Below are 21160 nucleotides of genomic sequence, written 5' to 3'. Positions count from 1 at the left end.
AATTAAATATTGTTGTTAATTTTTATGCCAAGAATAGTACACAATGCCAATTCCAATTGCTCTTGATAGTTTTGTTCTAAATGACCAATAACTTTGATGATTCTCGATTTATCAATGGCTCGAATCTGTTCACAAAGTACAACGGAATTTTGACTTAATCCACCTACTCCAGCAGGAATAAATACATGAGATGGTAAAATAGCTCGGCGGATTTTTGAAGTGAAAGGTGCGATAATAGTATGAGGACTAACAGCGTTAGCTTGATCAATTTGTAGAATTACAGCAGGTCTAATTCCTGCTTGTTCTGTTCCCACAACTGGATTTAAATCACACAGAACTACATCCCCTCTTGTAATATCTACCATTTAATTTCCCCACGATCTAGGCGATTCTCATAGTCTTCTAAGTTAGATAAGTAATCAGAAAAATCCGATTCCACTAACTCTAAAGATTCCCTAGACTTTAGCCATGATGATGAGGAGTCTTCACTGCTAGATTTCCAAACAAGGAAATCTATAAAATTACTTACCTCTTGCACTAGAGACTCTGGAAGTAAGCGAAGTTTGGCAATGGCTTCGTCATGTGCTGTCATAATGAATGCTTTTTAGCCGTGATTTTATTTCTAAGATACTCTGTTTCCGGTAATTTAGCAGTATCTCCAATACATCACTCTACTTCCAGGCGCTCTCTACAGTATTTCACGAATAGCGAAACTGCTGTAAATAGAACGGACTAAATAAATCAAGGTTTGTAGTAAGGACTTCAGTCCTCAAAAAAGGACTAAAGTCCTTACTACGAAACCAATTGTAATAAATTTACACTACTTAACATAGTTTGTTTTATATTCGACCGCGTACTTATAGTGAAAGTTTCTATTAAGTGAAAATTAGACATTGTATAAATATAGGATGATTTTAATAGTTTTGTGAGATAGCCATCATGCTTCCTTGTATTTATGGAACGCTCATGATGCCTATCTCACAATCATCCTTTGATTCAGCAATGCCTAAAAATCAAGTATGAATTATCTACTACTGAACAATAATTCCTTGGGGGTTAATTGAGTCTTCTAAATCTGCACCAGTGAGGTTTGCTCCTAATAAATTTGCATTTGTGAGATTAGCTTTCTCCAAGTCTGCATCATAGAGGTTTGCTCCTTCTAAATTAGCTCCTATAATGCTGGCTTTGCCCAAATCTGCACCTTGTAAATTCGCACCTCGTAGATTAGAGCCTTGTAAAATTGCTCTCTCTAAGTCAGCATTTTGTAAGTTAGCATTCTCTAAATTAGCAGCAGCCAAATTAGTATCTTTCAGGGTTGCTCCTATAAGATTGCAACTTACACATTCGTTAGTTGTTAGTAAACGTCTGACGTTCTCAGCTACAGATGTGATAGGAGCCGGTGCAGGTTGTGTAGTTATGGATGGTGTTTCTGTTTGAGCGCTAGCGCTGGGTTGACCAACTAGAGAAAATGCGACTACAAGTACCATACATACTGTAGTTAATATCAAGTTAGTTAAAGTTTGGGAAATTGATTTTTTCATAAGATTGTGACGGCTTTGTTGCTTTGATTTCTCAATTTAAAGAAATTGATTGATAAAATCAAACATTTTTTTTATTGGTTTTGATAAGTTCAATTAATGAAAGCTCAATTGTTTGTTGGGTTGACCTCAGAGGCTCTCCAGCCTTATCCCAACAATACATATTCACGCTGACCTACTTATATCAGTTCAAAAAATCTGGGCAACAAATCGATTATCTGTAGGGGCGCACATCTGTGCGCCCCTACCCACGTATTTGTCGCCTTCTTTTTGCAAATTGGTATTAGATACGTAGGGTGGGCATTGCCCACCGTATTATGGTTTTGGTGGGCAATGCCCACCCTACTGGCGTGGCAAGACTAAAGTAGTGCATTAATTAACCACAGAGGCACAGAGGCACAGAGATAAAAGAAAATTTTATTGCACTATTTTAAGCTTGCCACGCTACTACTGGACTGGCAAGGCTAAAATGTGGCAATAGGTTTGGATAAATTTGAACGCAGATGTTGGCGCAGCCAATGCTTGGCAACGCTACCGCGTTCGCGCAAGCGTTCTCGCAGAGTACCCGCAGGGTACGCAGATGAACAAGATGATAGATTTTTCGCGCTATGCACAAGTTTAGGCTTGCCACGCCACTACAATTTAAGCTTTACTTGATAAATCAACTCTAATATTGACGTTTACTATTTAGTCGCATATATTTTAGACTTGTTAATACTATAAATAGTAAAAACGTGAATATTTCTCCTCCGCAAAAAAACCGCTTGTTCTCATGGCAGGCGGTTTTCTCCGTAATTATATTTTTATTGATGTACCTACCTATCTTGGTACTAGGATTTTATAGCTTCAATCAATCACCATATAGTGCAACTTGGCAAGGCTTCACTCTTGATTGGTATTACAAATTATTAAGTGACGATCGCATCTTATCAGCTTTGAAAAATAGTTTGCTCGTTGCTGTTTGTGCTGTGAGTATTTCCGCCGTTTTGGGAACCTTAATGGCGGTAGGTTTGGCACGTTATCGTTTCCCTGGAAAGAAGTTGTACCAAGGTGTGGCTTACCTACCGTTAATTATTCCCGATATTGCGATCGCAGTTGCCACCCTTGTCTTCCTCGCCACTTTCGCCATTCCCCTGAGTTTATGGACAATTGTGGCAGCCCATGTAGTATTTTGTCTAGCTTATATCGGTTTAGTTGTCTCATCCCGACTCACAAATTTAGACCCCCACTTAGAAGAAGCCGCACTCGATTTAGGTGCTACACCAATACAAGCATTTATACAAGTATTACTTCCCCAATTAATGCCGGGAATTATTGCCGGCTGTCTACTAGCCTTCGTCCTCAGCCTAGATGACTTTCTCATTGCCAGTTTTACATCAGGTAGTGGTTACAACACTTTACCAATGGAAATATTTAGTAGGATTAGAAGTGGCGTAAAACCTGATATTAATGCCCTCAGTGTCTTGTTAATTTTCACATCAGCAATTATTGCCTTAATAGCAGAATCAGTTCGTTCATTAGGAGAAAAGAAATAAACAAAATCTAAACAAACTTGACAAATCCAATCATTGAATTATATTATTATTTATGTCAGGAATAGCTGTTAACTCTTACATACCCAGTAGGTAAATAAAAGTTTGTAGTAAGGACTTTAGTCCTGCACATCTTTATTCTGAGAAATAAATAGCTCACTACAAACTTCATATTCAAACCATACCTTAATCAAAGAGTAACAGAATTACTAAATAATTTCATCTGTATCAGCCCTGGAAATATTCATACAGATGAAAATAGTTAATATTTAATTGTCTAGATATTGCTGTTCAATTTGTTAATATTGGGGCTAAGTTTGGACATGATGCTATTATCCCTTCATTATGCAAATCTGCCAAAATCCCAATTGCTCAAACCCATTCAATTCTGATGGCTATAGATTTTGCATGAGTTGCGGACAAAGCAACTTCGGCAAACTACTAAGAAATCGCTACCGCGTACTAGGATTATTAGGTGAAGGTGGGTTTAGCAAAACCTACGCCGCCGAAGACGCTGATAGACTAGATGCGCCTTGTGTCATCAAACAGTTCTTCCCACAAGTTCAAGGAACTGGACAACGCTCTAAAGCCGCAGAGTTTTTTAAAGAAGAAGCTTTTCACTTGTATGAACTGGGTGAAAATCACAGTCAAATACCGCGATTATTAGCTTACTTTGAACAAGCTTCCAGCTTATATCTTGTGCAAGAGTTTATTAAAGGATTAACTCTTTTACAAGAAGTCCAGCAAGCAGCTTTCACAGAAGCAAAAGTCCGACAACTGTTAACTGACTTATTACCAGTTCTCGATTTTATTCATCAGAATAACGTCATTCACCGTGACATCAAACCGGAAAATATTATCCGGCGTGATAGTGATGGCAAATTAGTATTAATTGATTTTGGGGGAGCAAAACAAGTCACACAAACGAGTATCGCTAGACAAGCAACAGCTATTTATACCCTTGGCTATGCACCCACAGAACAAATGGCAGGGTTTGCTTGTCATGCTAGTGATTTATATGCTTTGGGTGTGACTTGTGTCAGGTTGCTAACGCAATGTTTACCACAACATAATAGTTATGGAAATTTTGATGATCAGATTTATGATCCGATGAATGGTAAATGGTTGTGGCAAGAACATTTACAGCAAAAAGGTGTCATTGTCAGCGAAGATTTAAGTCGAATTTTAGATAAATTGCTGAAACATTTACCTAGCGAAAGATATCAATCAGCCACAGAAGTTCTCCATGATTTAAAAGTATCTACAAATATTATTGTCGAAACCCAAATACCAACTACTCAACCAACATTAATTCCAGCCGCACCAGTTATACAGAAAACTCAACTACCCTTACCTCCCTTACAAACCTTTGAGTTTGAAGTAATTACGGTAGATACAGGCGGGAGAGTGGTAAACCGCGATCGCAGCCAAGCCAAATATCTGGTAGAAGAATTAAATAAAGACATCACCTTGGAAATGGTGTCAATTCCCGGCGGTGCATACCTGATGGGTTCACCCAACTTTGAAGGAGATGCGGACGAACGCCCCCAACATCAAGTGGCGATCGCACCCTTTTTCATGGGAAAATATCCAGTAACACAAGCACAATGGCGTGCTGTTGCTGGCTTACCCAAAATCAAACAAGCCTTAAATCCCTACCCTTCCAAATATAAAGGACAAAATCGACCAGTAGAAAACGTTTCTTGGCACGAAGCTTTAGAATTTTGTGCCAGACTATCCCAGAAAACGGGAAGGGAATATCGCCTACCCAGCGAAGCTGAATGGGAATATGCTTGTCGTGCGGGAACTACCACCGCATTCCATTTTGGCGAAGCGCTGACTTCTGAGTTAGCTAACTTTAGCGACGCTGAGAGTCAAAATATGGAAGCGAAAACTAGATATCGTAAAGAAACCACAGATGTTGGCAGTTTCCGCATAGCCAACGCCTTTGGCTTGTATGATATGCACGGGCTAGTGTGGGAATGGTGCGCTGACCCTTGGCATATTAACTATCATGGCGCACCAACCGATGGTACTGTGTGGTCAGAAGGCGGTGATATCTATCGTCGAGTATTGCGTGGTGGTTCTTGGAACTTTAGCGCTGAACTCTGTCGCAGCGCCAGCCGCAGTTGGAACGAGTCGGATGGCGGTTTGAGGATATGCGGCTTTCGCGTTGTTTTTTCTGTACGATAAGGCGCTGCACTGCCCACCCTACTGGACTGTCTAGACTAAACTTGTGCATTAACCAACATCTAACATTTTAATCATCTGCGATCATCTGCGTTCATCTGCGTTCAATTTTTTCAAATCTATTGCCACATTTTAGGCTAGACAGTCCACTAGTGGCGTGGCAAGCCTAAACTTGTGCATTAGCGAAAAATCTATCATCTTGTTCATCTGCGATCATCTGCGTTCATCTGCGTTCAAATTTATCCAAACCTATTGCCACATTTTAGCCTTGCCAGTCCACTAGTGGCGTGGCAAGCCTAAACTTGTGCATTAGCGAAAAATCTATCATCTTGTTCATCTGCGTTCATCTGCGTTCATCTGCGTTCAAATTTATCCAAACCTATTGCCACATTTTAGCCTTGCCAGTCCACTAGTGGAATGTCTAGACTAAATTTGTGCATTAGAAAACTCTTGTGGGATGGGCATCTTGCCCGTCCAGTGCAGGCAAGATGCCTACACCACAAGAAAATTTTTTGCAACATTTTAGCCCGGTCACGCCACTACGATTAATGAAAAGCATTGTACCTATGGCACAATGCTGGATCAAATTAGTTAAGTTAGACTTAAACCAACTTCAAATCAGGATACTCAGCAAATAAATCATCAGAAGTGAGAGTATCGCCTTCAGCTTGGGGAGTCCATAACACCTCAATTGCTAGAAGTTGTTCTGCTGGAAGACTACCAATTTGCCGTAAAGCTTGGCGCAAGTCATCAGCGCTGTTAACGGCTGGGAGTTCAACCTTACCCAATGTCGCCGCCAAGAGGGTGACAATAATATATTCGCCAGGGCCTTCAGTAATTAGACGGGTTGGGTTATCTATTTCATCAGCCCCAGGTAAAGCATCTTGGGTACGCGCTGCTTTTAACTGGTTGTTGACGTTAGATAAGGTTTCTTCGGTGAACTTACTGCGTTCTGCTAAAGCTAGGCGGTTAAATTGAGACTCCGCCGCATTTAACTTGGCTTGTTGTGTACCAGCACCCGCATATACCCAATATTCAGGGTGACGTAGCAAAGCTAGGCTAGCTTCTTGCAGCACTTCTGCACGTCCTGCGGGGGAGTTGGTATCAGCCGTTTCAGCGATGTGGTTAAGTTCTGGTTGCAAATCTCGCGCTTGAGCTAACAAACCGACTTGCAAGCGAGATACTGTTACTGTGGGGTTGCTGCTGTAACCAACATCTTCGCCTGCTTCACCACTGGAGACGCGACGGAAAGCTTGGAGTAGGAAGTTAGCGATCGCAAAAAATATTAAAATACCAAATAAACCGCTAAATCCTCCCCCGATACCCCAAAAAGGCAGCAAGAAGGGGAAACCAAAGCCGCCGCCACCAGGGTAAGGTGCATAACCATATCCACCACCGTATCCACCGCCATATCCACCACCAGGAGGTGCATAAGTGCGGCTAGAAGGCGCTCTAAAGGAACCACCACCAATTCGTCCACCACTGCGAGCTGCTAATGCGCCATCGGCTTGTCCCAAAGCCAAAACCAACACTAGTCCCAGGGTAAAGACAGTTTTTAACACAGGTTTGATAGTTTGTAGTAGTTTTTTAGGCATAGTCACATTCGCTCGAAAAACAGTATTACTTATTTAATTCTTATCTTTTGGTGGAAGCATTGCAGTGCTGATGTGATGCCAGCCAGTATCAAAGAGCGCAAGTTTTAAGATTGACAGTAGCTCGGTGTACTTTTTTGGCTACATATTCAATCTACCGCGTCTTGTTCTGGCTAGGCAGCAAACCAGGGAGGGATTTCTGTAGTAGATAACCGTACCTCGAAAGTTATCCCCTTCCAGGGAACTTTGGCATGAATTAATAATTACAGAGAGGTTAAGGCAGTGGTGCGGCTACGCTCACCAACCAGGGGTAGGAGGTTTTTAGCTGTTTGACTAAAACTTTTGTGGTGTAGTTTATTTGCGTCTTCCTACTTATATGTATGTTCTTAAGACTTACGCAAGTGTCATAATCTGACATCAAATGCAACTATTTTACCCTATAGGGCATTTTGGCATGATATTTTAATGTACTTAAGATATTATTTTAACAAGGAAGTTTTTAGTATTTATTGCTTCAGTTTTCTATACAAAAACATCAATATAATTATTGATTTACCTTTTATTTAAAGATATTTATCGCTACCTTCCTTATTAAATAACTAACTTACAACGAAATATTTAATTAACAAATACTTCATAGAATCAATAAATTAATTCCTATATTTCCTATCTTAAAATAGAGTTATCGCTTACTTCTATCTTCCGTTCATTAATCATAGGAACTACAGCAATTTTAATTATGGATGAGGCACTTTATTCTAGCCTCTTGCTGCTGTAGACCTGATTTGATGGCAACTTGTAAATTTTTATAAAGAAAAGTAGTAAATACTGAGATTTTTTAGTTGAAATATTGGCTAAAAATCAAAAAAAGGAGAAAATTTAGATACAAGACCAGTATTTTTTTCAGTAAAATTACTAGTCAAGTTTTTCCTTTCGTCAGGAGGGGTATCAACAATCACAATCAACTTACGCTTACAAGTAAGTAGTATACAAAGTCATTAAATTTTAGCTTTGATGAGACTAGCAGGCTCAAACTATTTACTTCGCTTTAGTTGCAGTTTGAATTATTAGAACTTATTGACTAACTGTATTCAACTTAACATGGAACATATCTCGCAACTGGCAACAAAAATCCAAGACACGACTGCTTCCCCAGATATTTTAGTAATATCTCGTCTTTTCTTGCCTAAAGAAGCTGTGATCGGGGAATATCTTTATAATCGCTGTCTTCAAGATCCAGAACAGGTAGTTGTTTTGGCGGCTAGTTGTAGAGGGGATAAAGTATTTGATCAAGCACAACAGTTTCCTGTATATCGCTGGCCAGATGCTAAATGTTGGCTGGGTGGTTTTTTAGGAAGTTGTTTACAACCTCTGTTTAATTTGGCTGCATCATTTGTTCTCGCCATCAAACTGTATTTTCGTTATCACTACCGTTATATTGAATGGGGACATGGCTACGAGTTTCCCTCACTCTTATTATTGAGCTATATCTTACCTATACGTTTCTTTATTTACTTACACGGTAATGATATTGCTGGTATTTTATCCAATCCTGTATGGCGATCGCTTTTTAAATTAACACTCAAACGCGCCGAAGGAATTGTCTGTAACAGTTGTGCAACACAAGATTATCTCAGAAACACATTCCGCTTACAAACTCCCACCCACGTCATCCATCCCGTAGTCAGACCAGAAAAATTTGGTTTAGCCAGCAACGGTAAGAGTTTAGATGAACTAACCGATGACGATGGCGTTCAGATCAGCATCGGCGATCGCCTGCGTCAAGCCTATAATATCCCTAAAACCGCCATAGTCATTCTTTCTGTAGGACGTTTAATCAAACAGAAAAGCTTTGATCTCGTCATTGAAAACCTACCCCTACTCTTAACTATTGGCGTAGATGTGCATTATATCATCTGCGGACAAGGGCCTTGCGAATCTGAACTAAAATCCTTAGCAGAGCGCTTGCGTGTAGATAAGCGCGTCCATTTTGCCGGATATGTCAACAATCAAGAATTAGCCAGTTATTACGCAGCTTGCGATGTATTCGCCATGCTGACCTCAACCAATACTAAAGCCAGCAGCTTAGAAGGGTTGGGAATTGTCTACTTAGAAGCCAGCTACTTTGGTAAACCCGTCATAGCTTCGCGCCACCCTTCCTTAATTGACGTGGTACGTCACGAAGAAAACGGCTTACTAGTAAATCCCAAGTCTGGTTACGAAGTGTTTCAAGCCTTCAAACAACTGTGCCAAAATCAGCAATTGCGCGAACAACTTGGTAGCCAGGGTAAAGAACTAGCCAAACGCAAAACCATGCACCGTTCATTATACATGGGGCAGGGGTTAGAAGTTAGAAGTTGATCATCAAAATTAACCACCACCAACAATTGTCACTACTTCCAAGCGATCGCCTGATTTTACCTGAGTTTGTTCCCAAAATTGGCGGTGTAAAATCTCCCCGTTATACTCTACCGCCACTAATCGAGGATTAAACCCCAACTGCTGAAGTAGCAAGGGTAAAGGAGTTTGGGATAAACAATTTTGTGTTTCCCCATTTACTTGTAAGGAAATTGAATTAGTCATTGGTCAGTTATCAGTTATCAGTTATCAGTTGTCAGTTATCAGTTATCAGTTATCAGTTGTCAGTTGTCAGTTATCAGTTGTCAGTTATCAGTTGTCAGTTATCAGTTATCAGTTATCAGTTGTCAGTTATCAGTTGTCAGTTATCAGTTGTCAGTTATCAGTTGTCAGTTATCAGTTGTCAGTTATCAGTTATCAGTTGTCAGTTGTCAGTTATCATTACTTTCTTTCCCCTTTCCCCCTTCCCCTTTCCCCTTTCCCCCTTCCCCCTTCCCCCTTCCCCTTTCCCTAACCCTCTGGCTTAATCCGATTGAGTTGTGAAAGCAAGTATTGTGTAACTAGAGTAGGTTGTTCAGCCTGCATGAGCGATCGCACTACCGCCACTCTTTCTGCTCCAGCATCAATTAAATCATTGATATTATTGGCATCTATGCCCCCAATAGCAAACCAGGGTACTGAACTATTTTGAGCAGCATACTTAACATATTCTAAGCCAACTGCTGCCTTGCCTGCTTTTGTCGGAGTTTCATAAACAGGCCCCACACCTATATAATCTGCACCTTCGGCTACTGCTTTTTGCATTTCTGCGGCGTTAGTCGTAGAACGACCAATTAAACGCTGAGGCCCTAATAATTGTCTCGCAATGGCGATCGGCATATCTTGCTGTCCCAGATGTACCCCATCAGCATCCACAGCCAAAGCCAAATCCACCCGGTCATTGATAATAAATAAAGCACCGTAGGTATGACAGAGTTGGCGGAGTTTTGTTGCCAGTTCCAGCCGCACAGTATCATCTGCTTGTTTATCACGATATTGTACCAACGTCAAGCCACCTTTAAGAGCAGCTTCCACAGTTGGTAACAAACTATCCGATGGGGAAGTAACAAGATATAAACGCGATCGCCACAGCAGTTGATGGCGTTGATACCCCATTAAATTAGTTTCCAGAGTGTAAACCCGATACCGCAACTGCTTACAAGCCAGTCCCATCTTCGGATGATATAACTTACCGTATTCCTCCAACACCCGCAAAGCTTCCTCCACACGACAGAAATTAGCTTGTAACAACGCCTTAATACTAGAACGTTGTTCCTCCTGCGGATGGCTCAAATCAGTGCCAGGATCACCTGCTGTATCTCGTGCTGCTCGTAATTCTTCAGTATGCCAACTAGCCACCTCTTGGCGTAAATACTTACATTCAAGCGCCAATTGGGCGCTATTCAAGCCAAAGCGACACCATTCTTCAATAATACGCAACCCTTCACGAGCGCGGTCTAAATTAGCATCTAATATACGGTAAACAACCTGCTGGATTTGCTTGTGTTGGCTGTATGGCTCCACCATTACAACTACCCCATTAGTAATGCTTCCATCGTAATAGCCAGCCTCATTCATATTTGCAACGTTTTTCGCATTAGTCATTAGTCAATAGTCAACAGTCAATAGTCAATAGTCAATAGTCATTAGTCAACAGTCCAAAGTCCATAGTCAACAGTCAACAGTTCTCCCTCATCCCCCTCATCTCTTTCATCCCCCTCATCCCAGTCCACAGTCCCCAGTCCCCAGTCCCCAGTCCCCAGTCCCTTTAATTACTTTGTATTCAAAATAGTCAATAGGTCAATATAGCGGATAACATAATCGACATACTGAATTTTGTGAGAATGAAACTTTAATATTACTTCTCAGGAGTGGTGTGAATTGGTTTCCCCCATTTTGTTTAGATATCATCGCTTAGACACCTTGCAAATTAAGCAAACTTCCCTGGAATTAGCAAGGTATACAGTTTATAGTCTGTCCATACTATCTACTTTGGGACTATGCAGCATAACGGTGCTGACTAGTCTGTCTGGCACTGTTCTGGCTCAGATGCCTTCTGTAGCAGAACAGATGCCTGTGAGTGAAAAAACAATGTCTCAGGTTAATGTACTCTTTGTCAACCCAAGTGCCGGAGATGACACAGCAGGTAATGGTAGCGAAAGCACACCTTTCAAAACGATTACCCAAGCTTTAAAGATTGCTAACCCCGGCACAATAATTAAGCTGACACCGGGTAATTACAGTGAACAAACAGGTGAAATGTTTCCTTTAATGCTCAAACCAGGTGTGGCAATTCAGGGAGACACCAGTAACAAAGGGCAAGGAATTACAATTCAGGGTGGAGGACAGTTTCTCAGCCGCAGCTTTGGGGGACAGAATGTCACCATCGTCGGTGCTAACCAAGCAAGCTTAACAGGAGTGACGGTAACGAATCCTAACCCCCGTGGTTATGGTTTGTGGATTGAATCGAGTAATCCAATTATTAGCGAAAATACCTTTACAGGCAGTACCCAAGACGGTATTTCTGTGCTTGGTAACAGTGCTGCCACAATCACCAAAAACTATTTTTATCGCAACGGAGCTAATGGTATCACCATCGGCGGTAATTCTTCTGCACAGGTGCGAGAAAATGTATTTGAGGAAACAGGTTTTGGCATCAATGTAGCCCAAAATGCCGCGCCAAGCTTAATTAGCAATCAAATTCAAAATAATCGCTCTGGGATCATCGTTCAAGCTAATGCTCGTCCGATTTTGCGGAATAATTTAATTCAGGGTAGTAAAGAAGATGGCTTAGTGGCGATCGCTCAAGCAATGCCAAATTTAGGTAACAATACTGAATCTGGCAGTAACGAATTTCGCAACAATGCCCGATATGACATCAATGCTAATGCCGCTAAACAAGTAATTATTGCTGTTGGTAATACTATCAATAGCAAACGAGTGGCAGGTAAAGTATCATTCAACACCCAAGATGCACCTGTAGCTAATGCCCAACCCACAGCCACATCTAACACTGTGCTATCCAATATACCTAGTAACGGAGAAATTACATTTACCGCCCCAACTGTATCTAATACCAATCGACCTAGCCAGGGCGTATTGCGTCACCAAGGTAACAGTCAGTTACCTGCACTAGTATCAGCCGATTCCCCCTTAACTGTACCAAGGTACAATCGACAACCACCAGCACCCATTCCCAATCAAAGAACAAACCCAAACATACCCGCGAATATTCCTACAGCCACCTCCAGAAGCAAGCTAACTCCAGTGCCAACCGTCAAAACAGAGACAGCACAGTTAAACTATGTGCAGATTGACCCCCACACTGTCGAGTTTGTCGCACCTCAAAATACACAATCAGCGCAAATTGTCAATACTCAAGAACCGTCAACAGTTGGTGATACGAGTATTTTGCCTGTTCCCACAGGTAATGTTCCTTTGGGTAATACCCGAAATATGCGGAGGGTATCAGCGCCGCCAACTAATACAACAGGTTATGAGAATAATTACTTATCAGCCAACACAGGCGCATCTGTACGCTATCGGGTGGTTGTAGAAGCCACAAATGACAGAGAGCAAGAATTAGTCAAAACTCTGGCTCCAGGGGCATTTTCTACAGTCAGGCAAGGTCGTAGAGTTATGCAAGTGGGAGTGTTTAGCGATCGCAACAACGCTGAAGAAATGCTGAGAATCCTCAACAGCAGTGGCTTAAGAACCATTGTTGAGCCTTTGAATTAATTTAGTTCGTAGTCAGGACTAAAGTCCTGACTACGAACTAGTTTTCGCCCAATACCCTCTAGGCGGCTTGTCTATCCCATAAGCCCTACACCATTTCTCCACAGCCTTATCAGACACACCAAAATCTTTGCCAATTTGCGCTGTCGGTTTCTCCCACACCAGCTTTTCTAATTCTTCCTTAGACGGTCTGACTACTTTTCTCGTCAGAACCCTGGCTTCCAGATTCACTTTCCTAGTTGTTAAATCAACTCCAAACTCCTTATATGTTCGCTTAGGCGCTTCTTCCGTAAACTCGATGAAATCTTCCCACCAGTAGAAAGGACTGGCTGATTTAGGGGGTGTAGTTCTAATACAACAACCGCCAAACTTGATTGATGGGTAGACTACCTTACCTATACTTGGTAAATATATGCCGTAGAAGTCAAAATCATCGGGTTTGTACTTTTTTTGATGGTTTCCGTTTTTGTCCGCCCAAGTGCTTTTATTGCTGACAAAGTTATTAGCCGAATATTTAGCTTGGATGCGATAGCATTTTCCATCTTTGTACGCAATCAAGTCAAAAGGGGCGTGTTCCGTAACAACTGGTACAAAAATAGAGTATTCTTTCTCGACTAAATCTGCTATTACCTTAGCGGCAGCAAGATCACCCTTGTCTTTAGTATGGTGCATCAAAGCCAACCCTCACATCTCTAAGGTAATTTACCTTAAATTAAGTATGAAGGAGGTTTTATTTTTATAAACAGGCGCGGCAGGACTTGAACCTGCGACAGTCCGCTTAGAAGGCGGATACTCTATCCAACTGAGTTACGCGCCCAAGTTAAAACTTAGGCTCCTATAGGAGTCATCCAGATAATTATATCGTTTTCTTTAATAATATGCAATCAAAAAATTGCATATTTCCTAGTAGGAAGGCTAAGATCCTAGTCGCCAGTTAGTTGACGTAAATTAAAATGCAGCGTATTGGCTATGAATTAGCTATATTGTGTGGTCAATAGATGGTTATTTGCGTTTTAAGTTGAAAGCTTAGCGGATAAGTTATCTTTGGTAAATTATGCGACAACTACCAGCTAAACTTAACCTACAGTACGTAAGTAATCGCACTCTTGGCGATGCCGCTAAATCAGATTATAAATCGCTTATCTATAAAGCCCCTGTGAGGAGTTAGTTGCTAGTGCCATGTTTATTTTAAAACGGCAGGATGTTGAAATATCAAGCATTCAGCACCCAAAAAAGGATCAGCAAGTGCCGATCCTCCATTATCAGGGGCAGACTTTTCGCTTGATTAGTGTGTTTAAAGGTGGACAAGAAGAAGATGCTAGAGCCTTATGGAGAGAGTTAACCGACAACCGAGGAAAAGCCTGTGTCTTGCTGGAAGAACCGGAGCGCTTTAGCGTTTGGGGTAAGGTACGCTTAGACCAGCTAGGTATAGACCAGCCAGCTAATGATACTGGTGATCACAATAAAAACGGGGTTTTTGTCCAAGCCAGTATTTTGCTGTTGCAAGCCGTCCACATGGATATTGAAGATTTCTTAGGGACAAAGCAGGCTGTACTCTTTGAAAAAGATATCGCTGAAGCCATGCGACAGCAGGAGTTTCCTGAAACGGCTTCAATTGAAGCTGTGAAGTATTGGGTAGCGACTAACCCCTTAGAAGCCCCTAAACTTCCCCCCTGGAAAGAAAACCACGTTTCTAGTTTCCTGCAAGAACTACATAAAATCGGCAAAACCTATTTTGGTAACGCCAACTTCGCTCGACAAGTAGCTGATAAGTTACAAGATATGCCCGAAGGTGAGCGATCGCTTTTTATCTCTTGGTTAAATCAATCTTCACTGAGTAAACTGTGGCTATAGCATAAAAGTTGTAGCAAAAAAAGTCCCTCTCGGTAGGTAATAAATCAATGCTGAGTGCAGGGAAAAGGAAAAGGTTTCTCCCTTTACACCTTCACCTTTCACCTTTTCCCCTCTTCCTAGTCCCTAACCCCTCATCGTACACAACAAACTGCATCTACTTAAACCCTATGAAGAGTTCTTACAAAAATTCGGCTCAAATTAGTAAATCAATTTTTACCACCCAGAACATCGTTTTAGCTAGCATTGGTTGGGGTGTACTGGCGCTGTTATACTTTTTGTTATTCAGTGCCAAAATCCCTGGAGCAGATGGTGTGGCAAGTCGGGCTGAGTGGTATTTGGTGGGAACAAATATTTTTGAAGCCATAGCCTACCTCAACGCCGGGATATTGTGCTTACGGAATTGGCGCAGTCCACAAATTATGAGCAGTCGTAATGTGTGGCTGGCGATCGCCATAGGTATGATTTCTTATTCCCTGGGGGGGATATTTTTTGGCTATACAGAAATAGTTTTAAAAGAAGAACCGGATGCGTCTATCGGCGACGTGTTTTTTGTATTAAGTTATATATCTCTAGGCGTAGGCATGATTTTAGCGGTAGCTGCTAGGCGAATTAATCTAGAAAAATGGCAATGGCTCATAGTCGGGGCAATTGGAGTATTCGGGAGCTTGTTGGCATGGTGGATTTCTATGCAGCAAGCAACAGGCGAACAAGAAACTATAGTCACGATTTTGAACTGGTTTTACATAGTCAGCGACGTGTTGTTATTAATCATCGCCACCACCCTGTTATTAGCTTTTTGGGGCGGACGTGTTTCCCAATCTTGGAGAATGATTGCGGCGGCCGCCTTTTCGCTCTACATTGCAGATATGTGGTTTAAGTACGCTCAAGGTCCTAACTATCAAAGTGGAGAAATATTAGAAGTGTTTTGGGTGTTTAGTGGAGTGTTATTTGGTATGGGCGCAGCCCTAGAATATGACGCATCATTAAGCCGGACTCGGCGGGAGCGCGGAAGAAAACGAGGATAGAAAAGATTGGTATCTACCGTGAGAAAACTAACAAACTCTGACAAACAAGAAATTCTCAAGCTATATCGAGAAACTGCTGAAACGACCTCAACCTTAGCAGAGCGCTATGACGTGAGTAACTCCACAATTAGCCGTCTGCTCAAAAGCACGTTACCGGAAGATGAGTATGAATACTTGGTTTCCTTGAAACGTGCTGCTAGAACTCCTGAAGGCAGAGCGCAGGTAAATTATGATCAGATTCCTTTTTTGAATCCGTCAGAACCAGAAGTACCTGTGATCAGCAGTCAGCAGGTTGAGCCACAACAGCCAGTAGCCAAAGCGGAACCTTTACCGGAAGAGGAGAAGCCAACCCCAGTCATTAGAAGGACGCGGCAAACCGCCAAAGCTGAACCTTTCCCAGAAGAGGAGGAAAAGCCGTCCCCAGTCATTAGAAAGGCACGGCAAACCGCTAAACCGGAACCTTTGCCGGAAGAGGAGAAGCCAACTCCAGTCATTAGAAGGGTGCGGCAAGCCAAAGCGGAACCTTTTGCGGAAATTGAGGAAAAGCCCAGCCCAGTCATCAGAAGGACTCGACAAGCACAACCAGAGTTCTTTGGTGAGGATGAGGACAAGCCAACACCAACAATTAGAAGGGTCAGGCGGCGCTCTGCATCGGAGGAAGAAGACAGGGAGCCAGTAGCAAGGCAATTGGAAATCCCCGTCGTCAAACCCCAGGAAATCGCCAGTATTTCCCATCCCTTGCTGGAAGATGAAACTGCCGAAGTCACCGCGATCGCCGAAATGCTAGGCGAAGACATACTAGACGAATCAGAGGAGTTGGATGATTTAGAGGAAGACTTAGATGATTTAGATGAAGAGGACTACGAGGACGAGGAAGACGACTTAGAGGAATCAAGACCTCTAGTCACCAGAAGGAGATTTGGGGAAGCGCCAGTCCAAGTTTTACCCCTATCTGTGGCATCTTTACCCAAGACTTGCTATCTGGTAATTGACCGCTCCTCGGAATTAATTACCCGACCCCTCAAAGACTTTGGTGATTTAGGGCAAATTCCCAGCTTGGAAACCCAGCAAAGAACACTGCCAATATTCGATAATCACCGTGTCGCCAAACGCTTTTCGACCAAGCGCGATCGCGTCATTAAAGTCCCCGACAGCAGAATGCTACACAAAGCCCGCACCCACCTACAAGCCAAGGGTATCACCCGCCTGTTAATTGACGGTCAGGTCTACTCTTTGTCTCTGGTGTAACGCAAAAGACACGGTTTAGCCGTGTCTTTTGTTTGGGAAAGGGGAAAGGGGAAAAATAACAACTGTCAACTGATGACTGATAACTGATAACTGATAACTGATAACTGTCAACTGTCAACTGCTGCTGCAAAACGATTAGCTAAGTTAATAATGTCTTGTCTACGGGCAATTTGCTTTACCCACTGTTGGGGGATACATTCTATACCATAGTAAATTCCGGCTAACCCACCTGTTACCGCAGCCGTTGTATCTGTATGTCCTCCCAAATTGACCGCTTTCAGCACAGCCTCAGAGTAAGAGGAACTGTTTAATAAGCACCATAACGATGCTTCTAGGGTGTCAATCACATAACCGCCAGAATTTATCTCTGCTTCTGGTAACTGGGCAATTTTTCTACTGAACACCCGATGAAAATGTGGCTGTTCTTGATGATATTCTTCAGCTGAATAAATTTTTTTGATATTTTCTAGCCCTTGTAAATAAGCTGTGGGTAAATCAGCCCCTTTGAGAATCTCAACTGCAATACTAGTGTAGATACCACAAGCCATTTGTGAGCGACGATGAGCGTGAGTAATGGCAGACACTTCATGCACGCGATGAATTAACTCAGGGAAAGTTAAAGTTTTATAACAATAAGCCATTGGTAAAATTCTCATGAGAGAACCGTTACCATTGCTCATTTCACTAATTCCCCCTACGTGTAACGGGGAAATTCCTTGTTTGAGACGCATAATTACGGCATGAGTGCTTTCACCAATACCGAATATTTCTCCACGGGGTGTCCAGTAAGCTTGCTTGTACCAGCGCCAAAAAGAATTTGCGATCGCATCTAATGAATAGCCTCTACATAAACTCTCTGCTAGGCAAAACGTCAAGGAACTGTCATCAGACCAAGTTCCGGGGGGTTGATTCCATGTGCCGTAACCTAACATCTTTGTTACTGGAGATTTAGCTAGTTCGGCGCGGCTAGTAAACTCCACCGGCACACCCAACGCATCACCGACACATAAACCCATCAATCCAGATAAAGTTTTTGGAGCGGTTAGCATTATCCAATCTCCATGTAGACTATCAAAAATTCACTTTATATATTTTCTTAAAAGCTTGTTGCCATAGTTGTTACATCTGAAGTCAGTTATCAGTTATCAGTTATCAGTTATCAGTTGTCAGTTGACAGTTATCAGTTATCAGTTATCAGTTATCAGTTGTTATTTTCTCTTCTTCCCTTTCCCCCTTCCCCTTTCCCCCTTCCCCCTTCCCCTTTTCCCTTTTCCCTTTCCCCCTTCCCCCTTCCCCTTTCCCCTTTCCCTACTCACAAATACAAAAAGCTGGTTTAATTAAGTGTAGAATCACTGAATAAGCCGGCTTTTTGCCGTGTTAAGATTGAGGTATTCTTCATAATTCCGACCGGATTATCGGGAAAATATCAGCCGAGAAAATGCTGCTGACTTGCTAGTTCGGCGATCGCCGAAGCCTTATTGAGAATCATATACAACTCTGATGGTCAAATCTGCTCCTCCTCCTACCACTAGCCGTAAGCCTTCTAAAGTCGAAGGAATTAAAGAAAACAGTAATTTTTTACGTGAACCTGTAGCAACGCAAATCCTTGAGGATACCACTCATTTTACAGAAGAGGCGGTACAAATCCTCAAGTTTCACGGTTCTTATCAACAGGATAACCGCGATAATCGTGTCAAAGGTCAGGAGAAAGATTACCAGTTTATGCTGCGGACAAAAAATCCAGGTGGACTTGTCCCGCCGCAGCTTTACCTGGCTTTAGACAAGCTAGCTGATGAATACGGTAACAGTACCCTACGAGTGACAACTCGTCAAGGGTTCCAACTGCACGGGATTTTAAAGAAAAATCTGAAAGCAGCGATCGCTACAATTATCAAAAACTTAGGTTCAACTTTGGGCGCTTGCGGCGATATTAACCGCAACGTCATGGCTCCCCCTGTTCCTTTCAAAAATCGGGCTGAATACCAGTACGCTTGGGAATATGCCCAAAATATCGCGGACTTGCTCTCACCCCTAACTGGTGCTTACTACGAAATCTGGCTTGATGGCGAAAAAGCCATCAGCGCCGAAGAAAGTCCAGAGGTAAAAGCCGCCAGGGAACGTAATGGTAATGGGACAATCTTCCATGATACAGAAGAACCCCTCTACGGCACTTACTATATGCCGCGTAAGTTTAAGGTAAGTGTGACTGTACCAGGGGATAATTCGATTGATTTATATTCCCAAGACTTAACTTTAGTCGTCATTACCGATGCTCAAGACAACCTGGAAGGATTTAATATCTTTGCGGGTGGTGGTTTAGGACGGACACACAACAAAGAGGAAACCTTCGCGCGACTGGCTGATCCCATTGGCTATGTAGCTAAGGAAGATGTGTACGATGCGGTGAAAGCCATTGTCGCCACTCAACGAGATTATGGCGATCGCACTGACCGCCGTCACGCTCGTTTAAAATACTTAATCAATGATTGGGGTGTGGATAAGTTCCGCGCCAAGGTGGAAGAATATTTTGGCAAACCCCTGGAACCATTCAGACCATTACCAGAGTTTAAATATGAGGATTTCCAGGGGTGGCACGAACAAGGTGATGGTAAGTTGTTCTTGGGCATTTCCATCGAAAACGGTCGGGTAAAAGACGAAGGCTCATTCCAACTGAGAACCGCCTTACGGGAAATTGTCGAGCAATTTAACTTACCCATCCGCCTCACACCCCATCAAAACCTGATTATTTACGAAATTGACCCAGAGAACAAACAAGCCATTCAAGACATTCTCAACCGTCGTGGTGTCGTCTCTGACCCTACCACTATCGACCCGCTAGTGCGCTATGCAATGGCTTGTCCCGCTTTACCTACCTGTGGTCTAGCTATTACCGAATCAGAAAGAGCCATCCCCGGTATTTTAGCAAGAATCCGCGCCCTTTTAGATAAATTTGGTTTACAAGATGAACAATTTGTGGTAAGGATGACAGGCTGCCCCAATGGTTGCGCTCGTCCTTACATGGCAGAATTAGGTTTTGTGGGTAGCGCCCCTGAAAGTTACCAAGTATGGCTGGGTGGTTCACCTAATCAGACACGCTTGGCACAACCTTATGTAGAGAAGTTGCACCACAACGATATAGAAAGCTTGTTAGAGCCGATTTTGGTCTATTTTAAGAAATCGCGCCAACCAGGGGAAAGCTTTGGTGATTTTTGCGATCGCGTCAGTTTTGATGCCATTCGCGAATTTGCCGCCCAGTATGAGCCAGAAACAACACCAGTTACTATCGAACCAGAAGCGCCCCAGGCTGCATCTAAGCCCCGTAAAGCCCGGTATCGGGTCAGCCTACATGATGATTTGTACGCCAAGCTCAAGTCCACAGCTACAACTCAAGGCAGGTCAATGACTGATTTGGTCAGGGATGCGTTAGAGGCTTACTTCCAAAACCAGCCGTAACTCGTGAAATTCCCTCCTGGTATGCTCTAGAGACTATACCAGGAGATTTCCATCAATGTCATCTAAATTCCTCACCTTCTGCTTTTTTGCAGATAGGTATTGCAGTTCAATATTATAATGACCGAAAAAATGGGATTCAAGCCCCGTCCTAGAAGGACGGCTTTTCCTGATTTTTGATATATTCTTTCAAAACTTCTAAAGGCGCACCTCCTACAGAAATGGCAAAATAACTAGGACTCCACAAAGATTCTTTGTGTGGTTTTCTATATCCTGCTTGCCCATAACGACGGCTAGAAACACCTTTTAACGCATTTACTATTTGAGATATAGACAATTTTGGCGGGTACTCAATCAGCGCGTGGACATGATTTCCTTCTCCATTGAACTCGATTACTTGAAAGTCCATTTTTTCAGCGACTTCTTTGAACGATTTTTCAATCAGATCAAGACTTGCTGATGTGAACACAGCGCGTCGATACTTTGTCACGCAGACCAAATGTATTTTTAAATCTGTAACGCTATGTCTTTCCCTTCTAAACATAGTTGTTATTTTACGCAGACCAATATATAATATGCAACAGACCAATTATAACATT

18 protein-coding genes and 1 tRNA gene are annotated in these 21160 nt (G+C 42.4%); 9 read left to right on the top strand and 10 right to left on the bottom strand.

All coding sequences use genetic code 11. From position 1 onward, the window contains the following. Positions 1-2 precede the first annotated feature (2 nt). The 3 genes from H6G83_RS16545 to H6G83_RS16535 all read right to left on the bottom strand — a co-directional run bounded on the left by H6G83_RS16545 (position 3) and on the right by H6G83_RS16535 (position 1541). A complete protein-coding gene (locus H6G83_RS16545) occupies positions 3-365 on the bottom strand; it encodes a type II toxin-antitoxin system PemK/MazF family toxin (RefSeq protein ID WP_190474226.1) in 363 nt (120 codons plus the stop codon). Further along, positions 359-592, bottom strand: a complete 234-nt coding sequence (locus H6G83_RS16540) for a hypothetical protein (protein WP_190474224.1) — start codon at positions 590-592, stop codon at positions 359-361. Before H6G83_RS16540 ends, H6G83_RS16545 begins: the two co-directional genes overlap by 7 nt. A 439-nt stretch (positions 593-1031) precedes the next feature. Further along, positions 1032-1541 (bottom strand): pentapeptide repeat-containing protein, encoded by a 510-nt coding sequence (locus tag H6G83_RS16535; RefSeq protein WP_190474222.1) that lies wholly within the window; start codon positions 1539-1541, stop codon positions 1032-1034. A 468-nt stretch (positions 1542-2009) separates the two neighbouring features. Between H6G83_RS16535 and H6G83_RS16530 the strand changes: the two genes are divergently transcribed. The 3 genes from H6G83_RS16530 to H6G83_RS16520 all read left to right on the top strand — a co-directional run bounded on the left by H6G83_RS16530 (position 2010) and on the right by H6G83_RS16520 (position 5263). Then, on the top strand, positions 2010-2195 hold the full coding sequence (locus H6G83_RS16530) for a hypothetical protein (protein ID WP_190474220.1): 186 nt from the start codon (positions 2010-2012) through the stop codon (positions 2193-2195). Between the two features lie 77 nt (positions 2196-2272). After that, positions 2273-3073 (top strand): ABC transporter permease, encoded by an 801-nt coding sequence (locus H6G83_RS16525; RefSeq protein ID WP_190474219.1) that lies wholly within the window; start codon positions 2273-2275, stop codon positions 3071-3073. A gap of 342 nt (positions 3074-3415) precedes the next feature. Continuing rightward, the gene (locus tag H6G83_RS16520; protein WP_190474216.1) at positions 3416-5263 is read left to right on the top strand and encodes a bifunctional serine/threonine-protein kinase/formylglycine-generating enzyme family protein; all 1848 of its coding nucleotides are present in this window, start codon (positions 3416-3418) and stop codon (positions 5261-5263) included. Between the two features lie 599 nt (positions 5264-5862). On the opposite strand, the gene H6G83_RS16515 is transcribed toward H6G83_RS16520, so the two are convergent. Next, a complete protein-coding gene (locus tag H6G83_RS16515; RefSeq protein WP_190474207.1) occupies positions 5863-6855 on the bottom strand; it encodes a DUF1517 domain-containing protein in 993 nt (330 codons plus the stop codon). A 1098-nt stretch (positions 6856-7953) separates the two neighbouring features. On the opposite strand from H6G83_RS16515, the gene H6G83_RS16510 reads away from it, so the two are divergent. Beyond that, positions 7954-9213, top strand: a complete 1260-nt coding sequence (locus H6G83_RS16510) for a glycosyltransferase family 4 protein (RefSeq protein WP_190474205.1) — start codon at positions 7954-7956, stop codon at positions 9211-9213. Positions 9214-9222: 9 nt separating this feature from the next. Here H6G83_RS16510 and thiS read toward each other — a convergent pair whose 3' ends face one another. Beyond that, positions 9223-9435, bottom strand: a complete 213-nt coding sequence (gene thiS / locus H6G83_RS16505; RefSeq protein WP_190474203.1) for a sulfur carrier protein ThiS — start codon at positions 9433-9435, stop codon at positions 9223-9225. A gap of 285 nt (positions 9436-9720) precedes the next feature. Then, positions 9721-10827: a thiamine phosphate synthase gene (locus tag H6G83_RS16500; protein ID WP_190474287.1), complete on the bottom strand. Its 1107-nt coding sequence runs from the start codon at positions 10825-10827 to the stop codon at positions 9721-9723. Positions 10828-11298: 471 nt separating this feature from the next. On the opposite strand from H6G83_RS16500, the gene H6G83_RS16495 reads away from it, so the two are divergent. Beyond that, complete coding sequence (locus H6G83_RS16495) at positions 11299-12987, top strand: DUF1565 domain-containing protein (protein ID WP_242044637.1); 1689 nt, start codon at positions 11299-11301, stop codon at positions 12985-12987. Between the two features lie 30 nt (positions 12988-13017). Here H6G83_RS16495 and H6G83_RS16490 read toward each other — a convergent pair whose 3' ends face one another. Both H6G83_RS16490 and H6G83_RS16485 read right to left on the bottom strand, forming a co-directional pair. Then, positions 13018-13656, bottom strand: a complete 639-nt coding sequence (locus H6G83_RS16490) for a group I intron-associated PD-(D/E)XK endonuclease (RefSeq protein ID WP_190474201.1) — start codon at positions 13654-13656, stop codon at positions 13018-13020. A 71-nt stretch (positions 13657-13727) separates the two neighbouring features. Beyond that, positions 13728-13801, bottom strand: a tRNA-Arg gene (locus H6G83_RS16485). Positions 13802-14163: 362 nt separating this feature from the next. Between H6G83_RS16485 and H6G83_RS16480 the strand changes: the two genes are divergently transcribed. From H6G83_RS16480 to H6G83_RS16470, 3 genes are all read left to right on the top strand, one after another. Then, complete coding sequence (locus H6G83_RS16480; protein WP_190474199.1) at positions 14164-14838, top strand: Npun_F0813 family protein; 675 nt, start codon at positions 14164-14166, stop codon at positions 14836-14838. A gap of 167 nt (positions 14839-15005) precedes the next feature. Continuing rightward, entirely contained in the window at positions 15006-15863 is an 858-nt protein-coding gene (locus H6G83_RS16475; protein WP_190474196.1) for a hypothetical protein, read from the top strand. A gap of 18 nt (positions 15864-15881) precedes the next feature. Continuing rightward, positions 15882-17111 (top strand): hypothetical protein, encoded by a 1230-nt coding sequence (locus tag H6G83_RS16470; protein WP_190474194.1) that lies wholly within the window; start codon positions 15882-15884, stop codon positions 17109-17111. A 107-nt stretch (positions 17112-17218) separates the two neighbouring features. On the opposite strand, the gene H6G83_RS16465 is transcribed toward H6G83_RS16470, so the two are convergent. Next, positions 17219-18160 carry an ADP-ribosylglycohydrolase family protein gene (locus H6G83_RS16465; RefSeq protein ID WP_190474193.1) on the bottom strand — a complete coding sequence of 314 codons (942 nt, stop codon included), beginning with the start codon at positions 18158-18160 and terminating at the stop codon, positions 17219-17221. A 451-nt stretch (positions 18161-18611) separates the two neighbouring features. Between H6G83_RS16465 and sir the strand changes: the two genes are divergently transcribed. Continuing rightward, the gene (gene sir, locus H6G83_RS16460; protein ID WP_190474191.1) at positions 18612-20564 is read left to right on the top strand and encodes a sulfite reductase, ferredoxin dependent; all 1953 of its coding nucleotides are present in this window, start codon (positions 18612-18614) and stop codon (positions 20562-20564) included. Between the two features lie 148 nt (positions 20565-20712). On the opposite strand, the gene tnpA is transcribed toward sir, so the two are convergent. Next, positions 20713-21105, bottom strand: a complete 393-nt coding sequence (tnpA, locus tag H6G83_RS16455) for an IS200/IS605 family transposase (RefSeq protein WP_199328467.1) — start codon at positions 21103-21105, stop codon at positions 20713-20715. Positions 21106-21160 lie beyond the last annotated feature (55 nt).

Source organism: Anabaena azotica FACHB-119, assembly GCF_014697625.1.
GTDB classification, from domain to species: domain Bacteria; phylum Cyanobacteriota; class Cyanobacteriia; order Cyanobacteriales; family Nostocaceae; genus Trichormus; species Trichormus azoticus_A.
This window is presented reverse-complemented; position numbering and strand designations above follow the sequence as displayed.

Bases quoted from the DNA above. Each gene is read 5' to 3' on its own strand.
- H6G83_RS16540 (WP_190474224.1), bottom strand. From the start codon at position 592: ATGACAGCACATGACGAAGCCATTGCCAAACTTCGCTTACTTCCAGAG.
- H6G83_RS16500 (WP_190474287.1), bottom strand. From the start codon at position 10,827: ATGAATGAGGCTGGCTATTACGATGGAAGCATTACTAATGGGGTAGTT.
- tnpA (WP_199328467.1), bottom strand. From the start codon at position 21,105: ATGTTTAGAAGGGAAAGACATAGCGTTACAGATTTAAAAATACATTTG.
- H6G83_RS16490 (WP_190474201.1), bottom strand. From the start codon at position 13,656: ATGCACCATACTAAAGACAAGGGTGATCTTGCTGCCGCTAAGGTAATA.
- H6G83_RS16465 (WP_190474193.1), bottom strand. From the start codon at position 18,160: ATGCTAACCGCTCCAAAAACTTTATCTGGATTGATGGGTTTATGTGTC.
- H6G83_RS16510 (WP_190474205.1), top strand. From the start codon at position 7,954: ATGGAACATATCTCGCAACTGGCAACAAAAATCCAAGACACGACTGCT.
- H6G83_RS16480 (WP_190474199.1), top strand. From the start codon at position 14,164: ATGTTTATTTTAAAACGGCAGGATGTTGAAATATCAAGCATTCAGCAC.
- thiS (WP_190474203.1), bottom strand. From the start codon at position 9,435: ATGACTAATTCAATTTCCTTACAAGTAAATGGGGAAACACAAAATTGT.
- H6G83_RS16520 (WP_190474216.1), top strand. From the start codon at position 3,416: ATGCAAATCTGCCAAAATCCCAATTGCTCAAACCCATTCAATTCTGAT.
- H6G83_RS16545 (WP_190474226.1), bottom strand. From the start codon at position 365: ATGGTAGATATTACAAGAGGGGATGTAGTTCTGTGTGATTTAAATCCA.
- sir (WP_190474191.1), top strand. From the start codon at position 18,612: ATGGTCAAATCTGCTCCTCCTCCTACCACTAGCCGTAAGCCTTCTAAA.
- H6G83_RS16475 (WP_190474196.1), top strand. From the start codon at position 15,006: ATGAAGAGTTCTTACAAAAATTCGGCTCAAATTAGTAAATCAATTTTT.
- H6G83_RS16535 (WP_190474222.1), bottom strand. From the start codon at position 1,541: ATGAAAAAATCAATTTCCCAAACTTTAACTAACTTGATATTAACTACA.
- H6G83_RS16495 (WP_242044637.1), top strand. From the start codon at position 11,299: ATGCCTTCTGTAGCAGAACAGATGCCTGTGAGTGAAAAAACAATGTCT.
- H6G83_RS16515 (WP_190474207.1), bottom strand. From the start codon at position 6,855: ATGCCTAAAAAACTACTACAAACTATCAAACCTGTGTTAAAAACTGTC.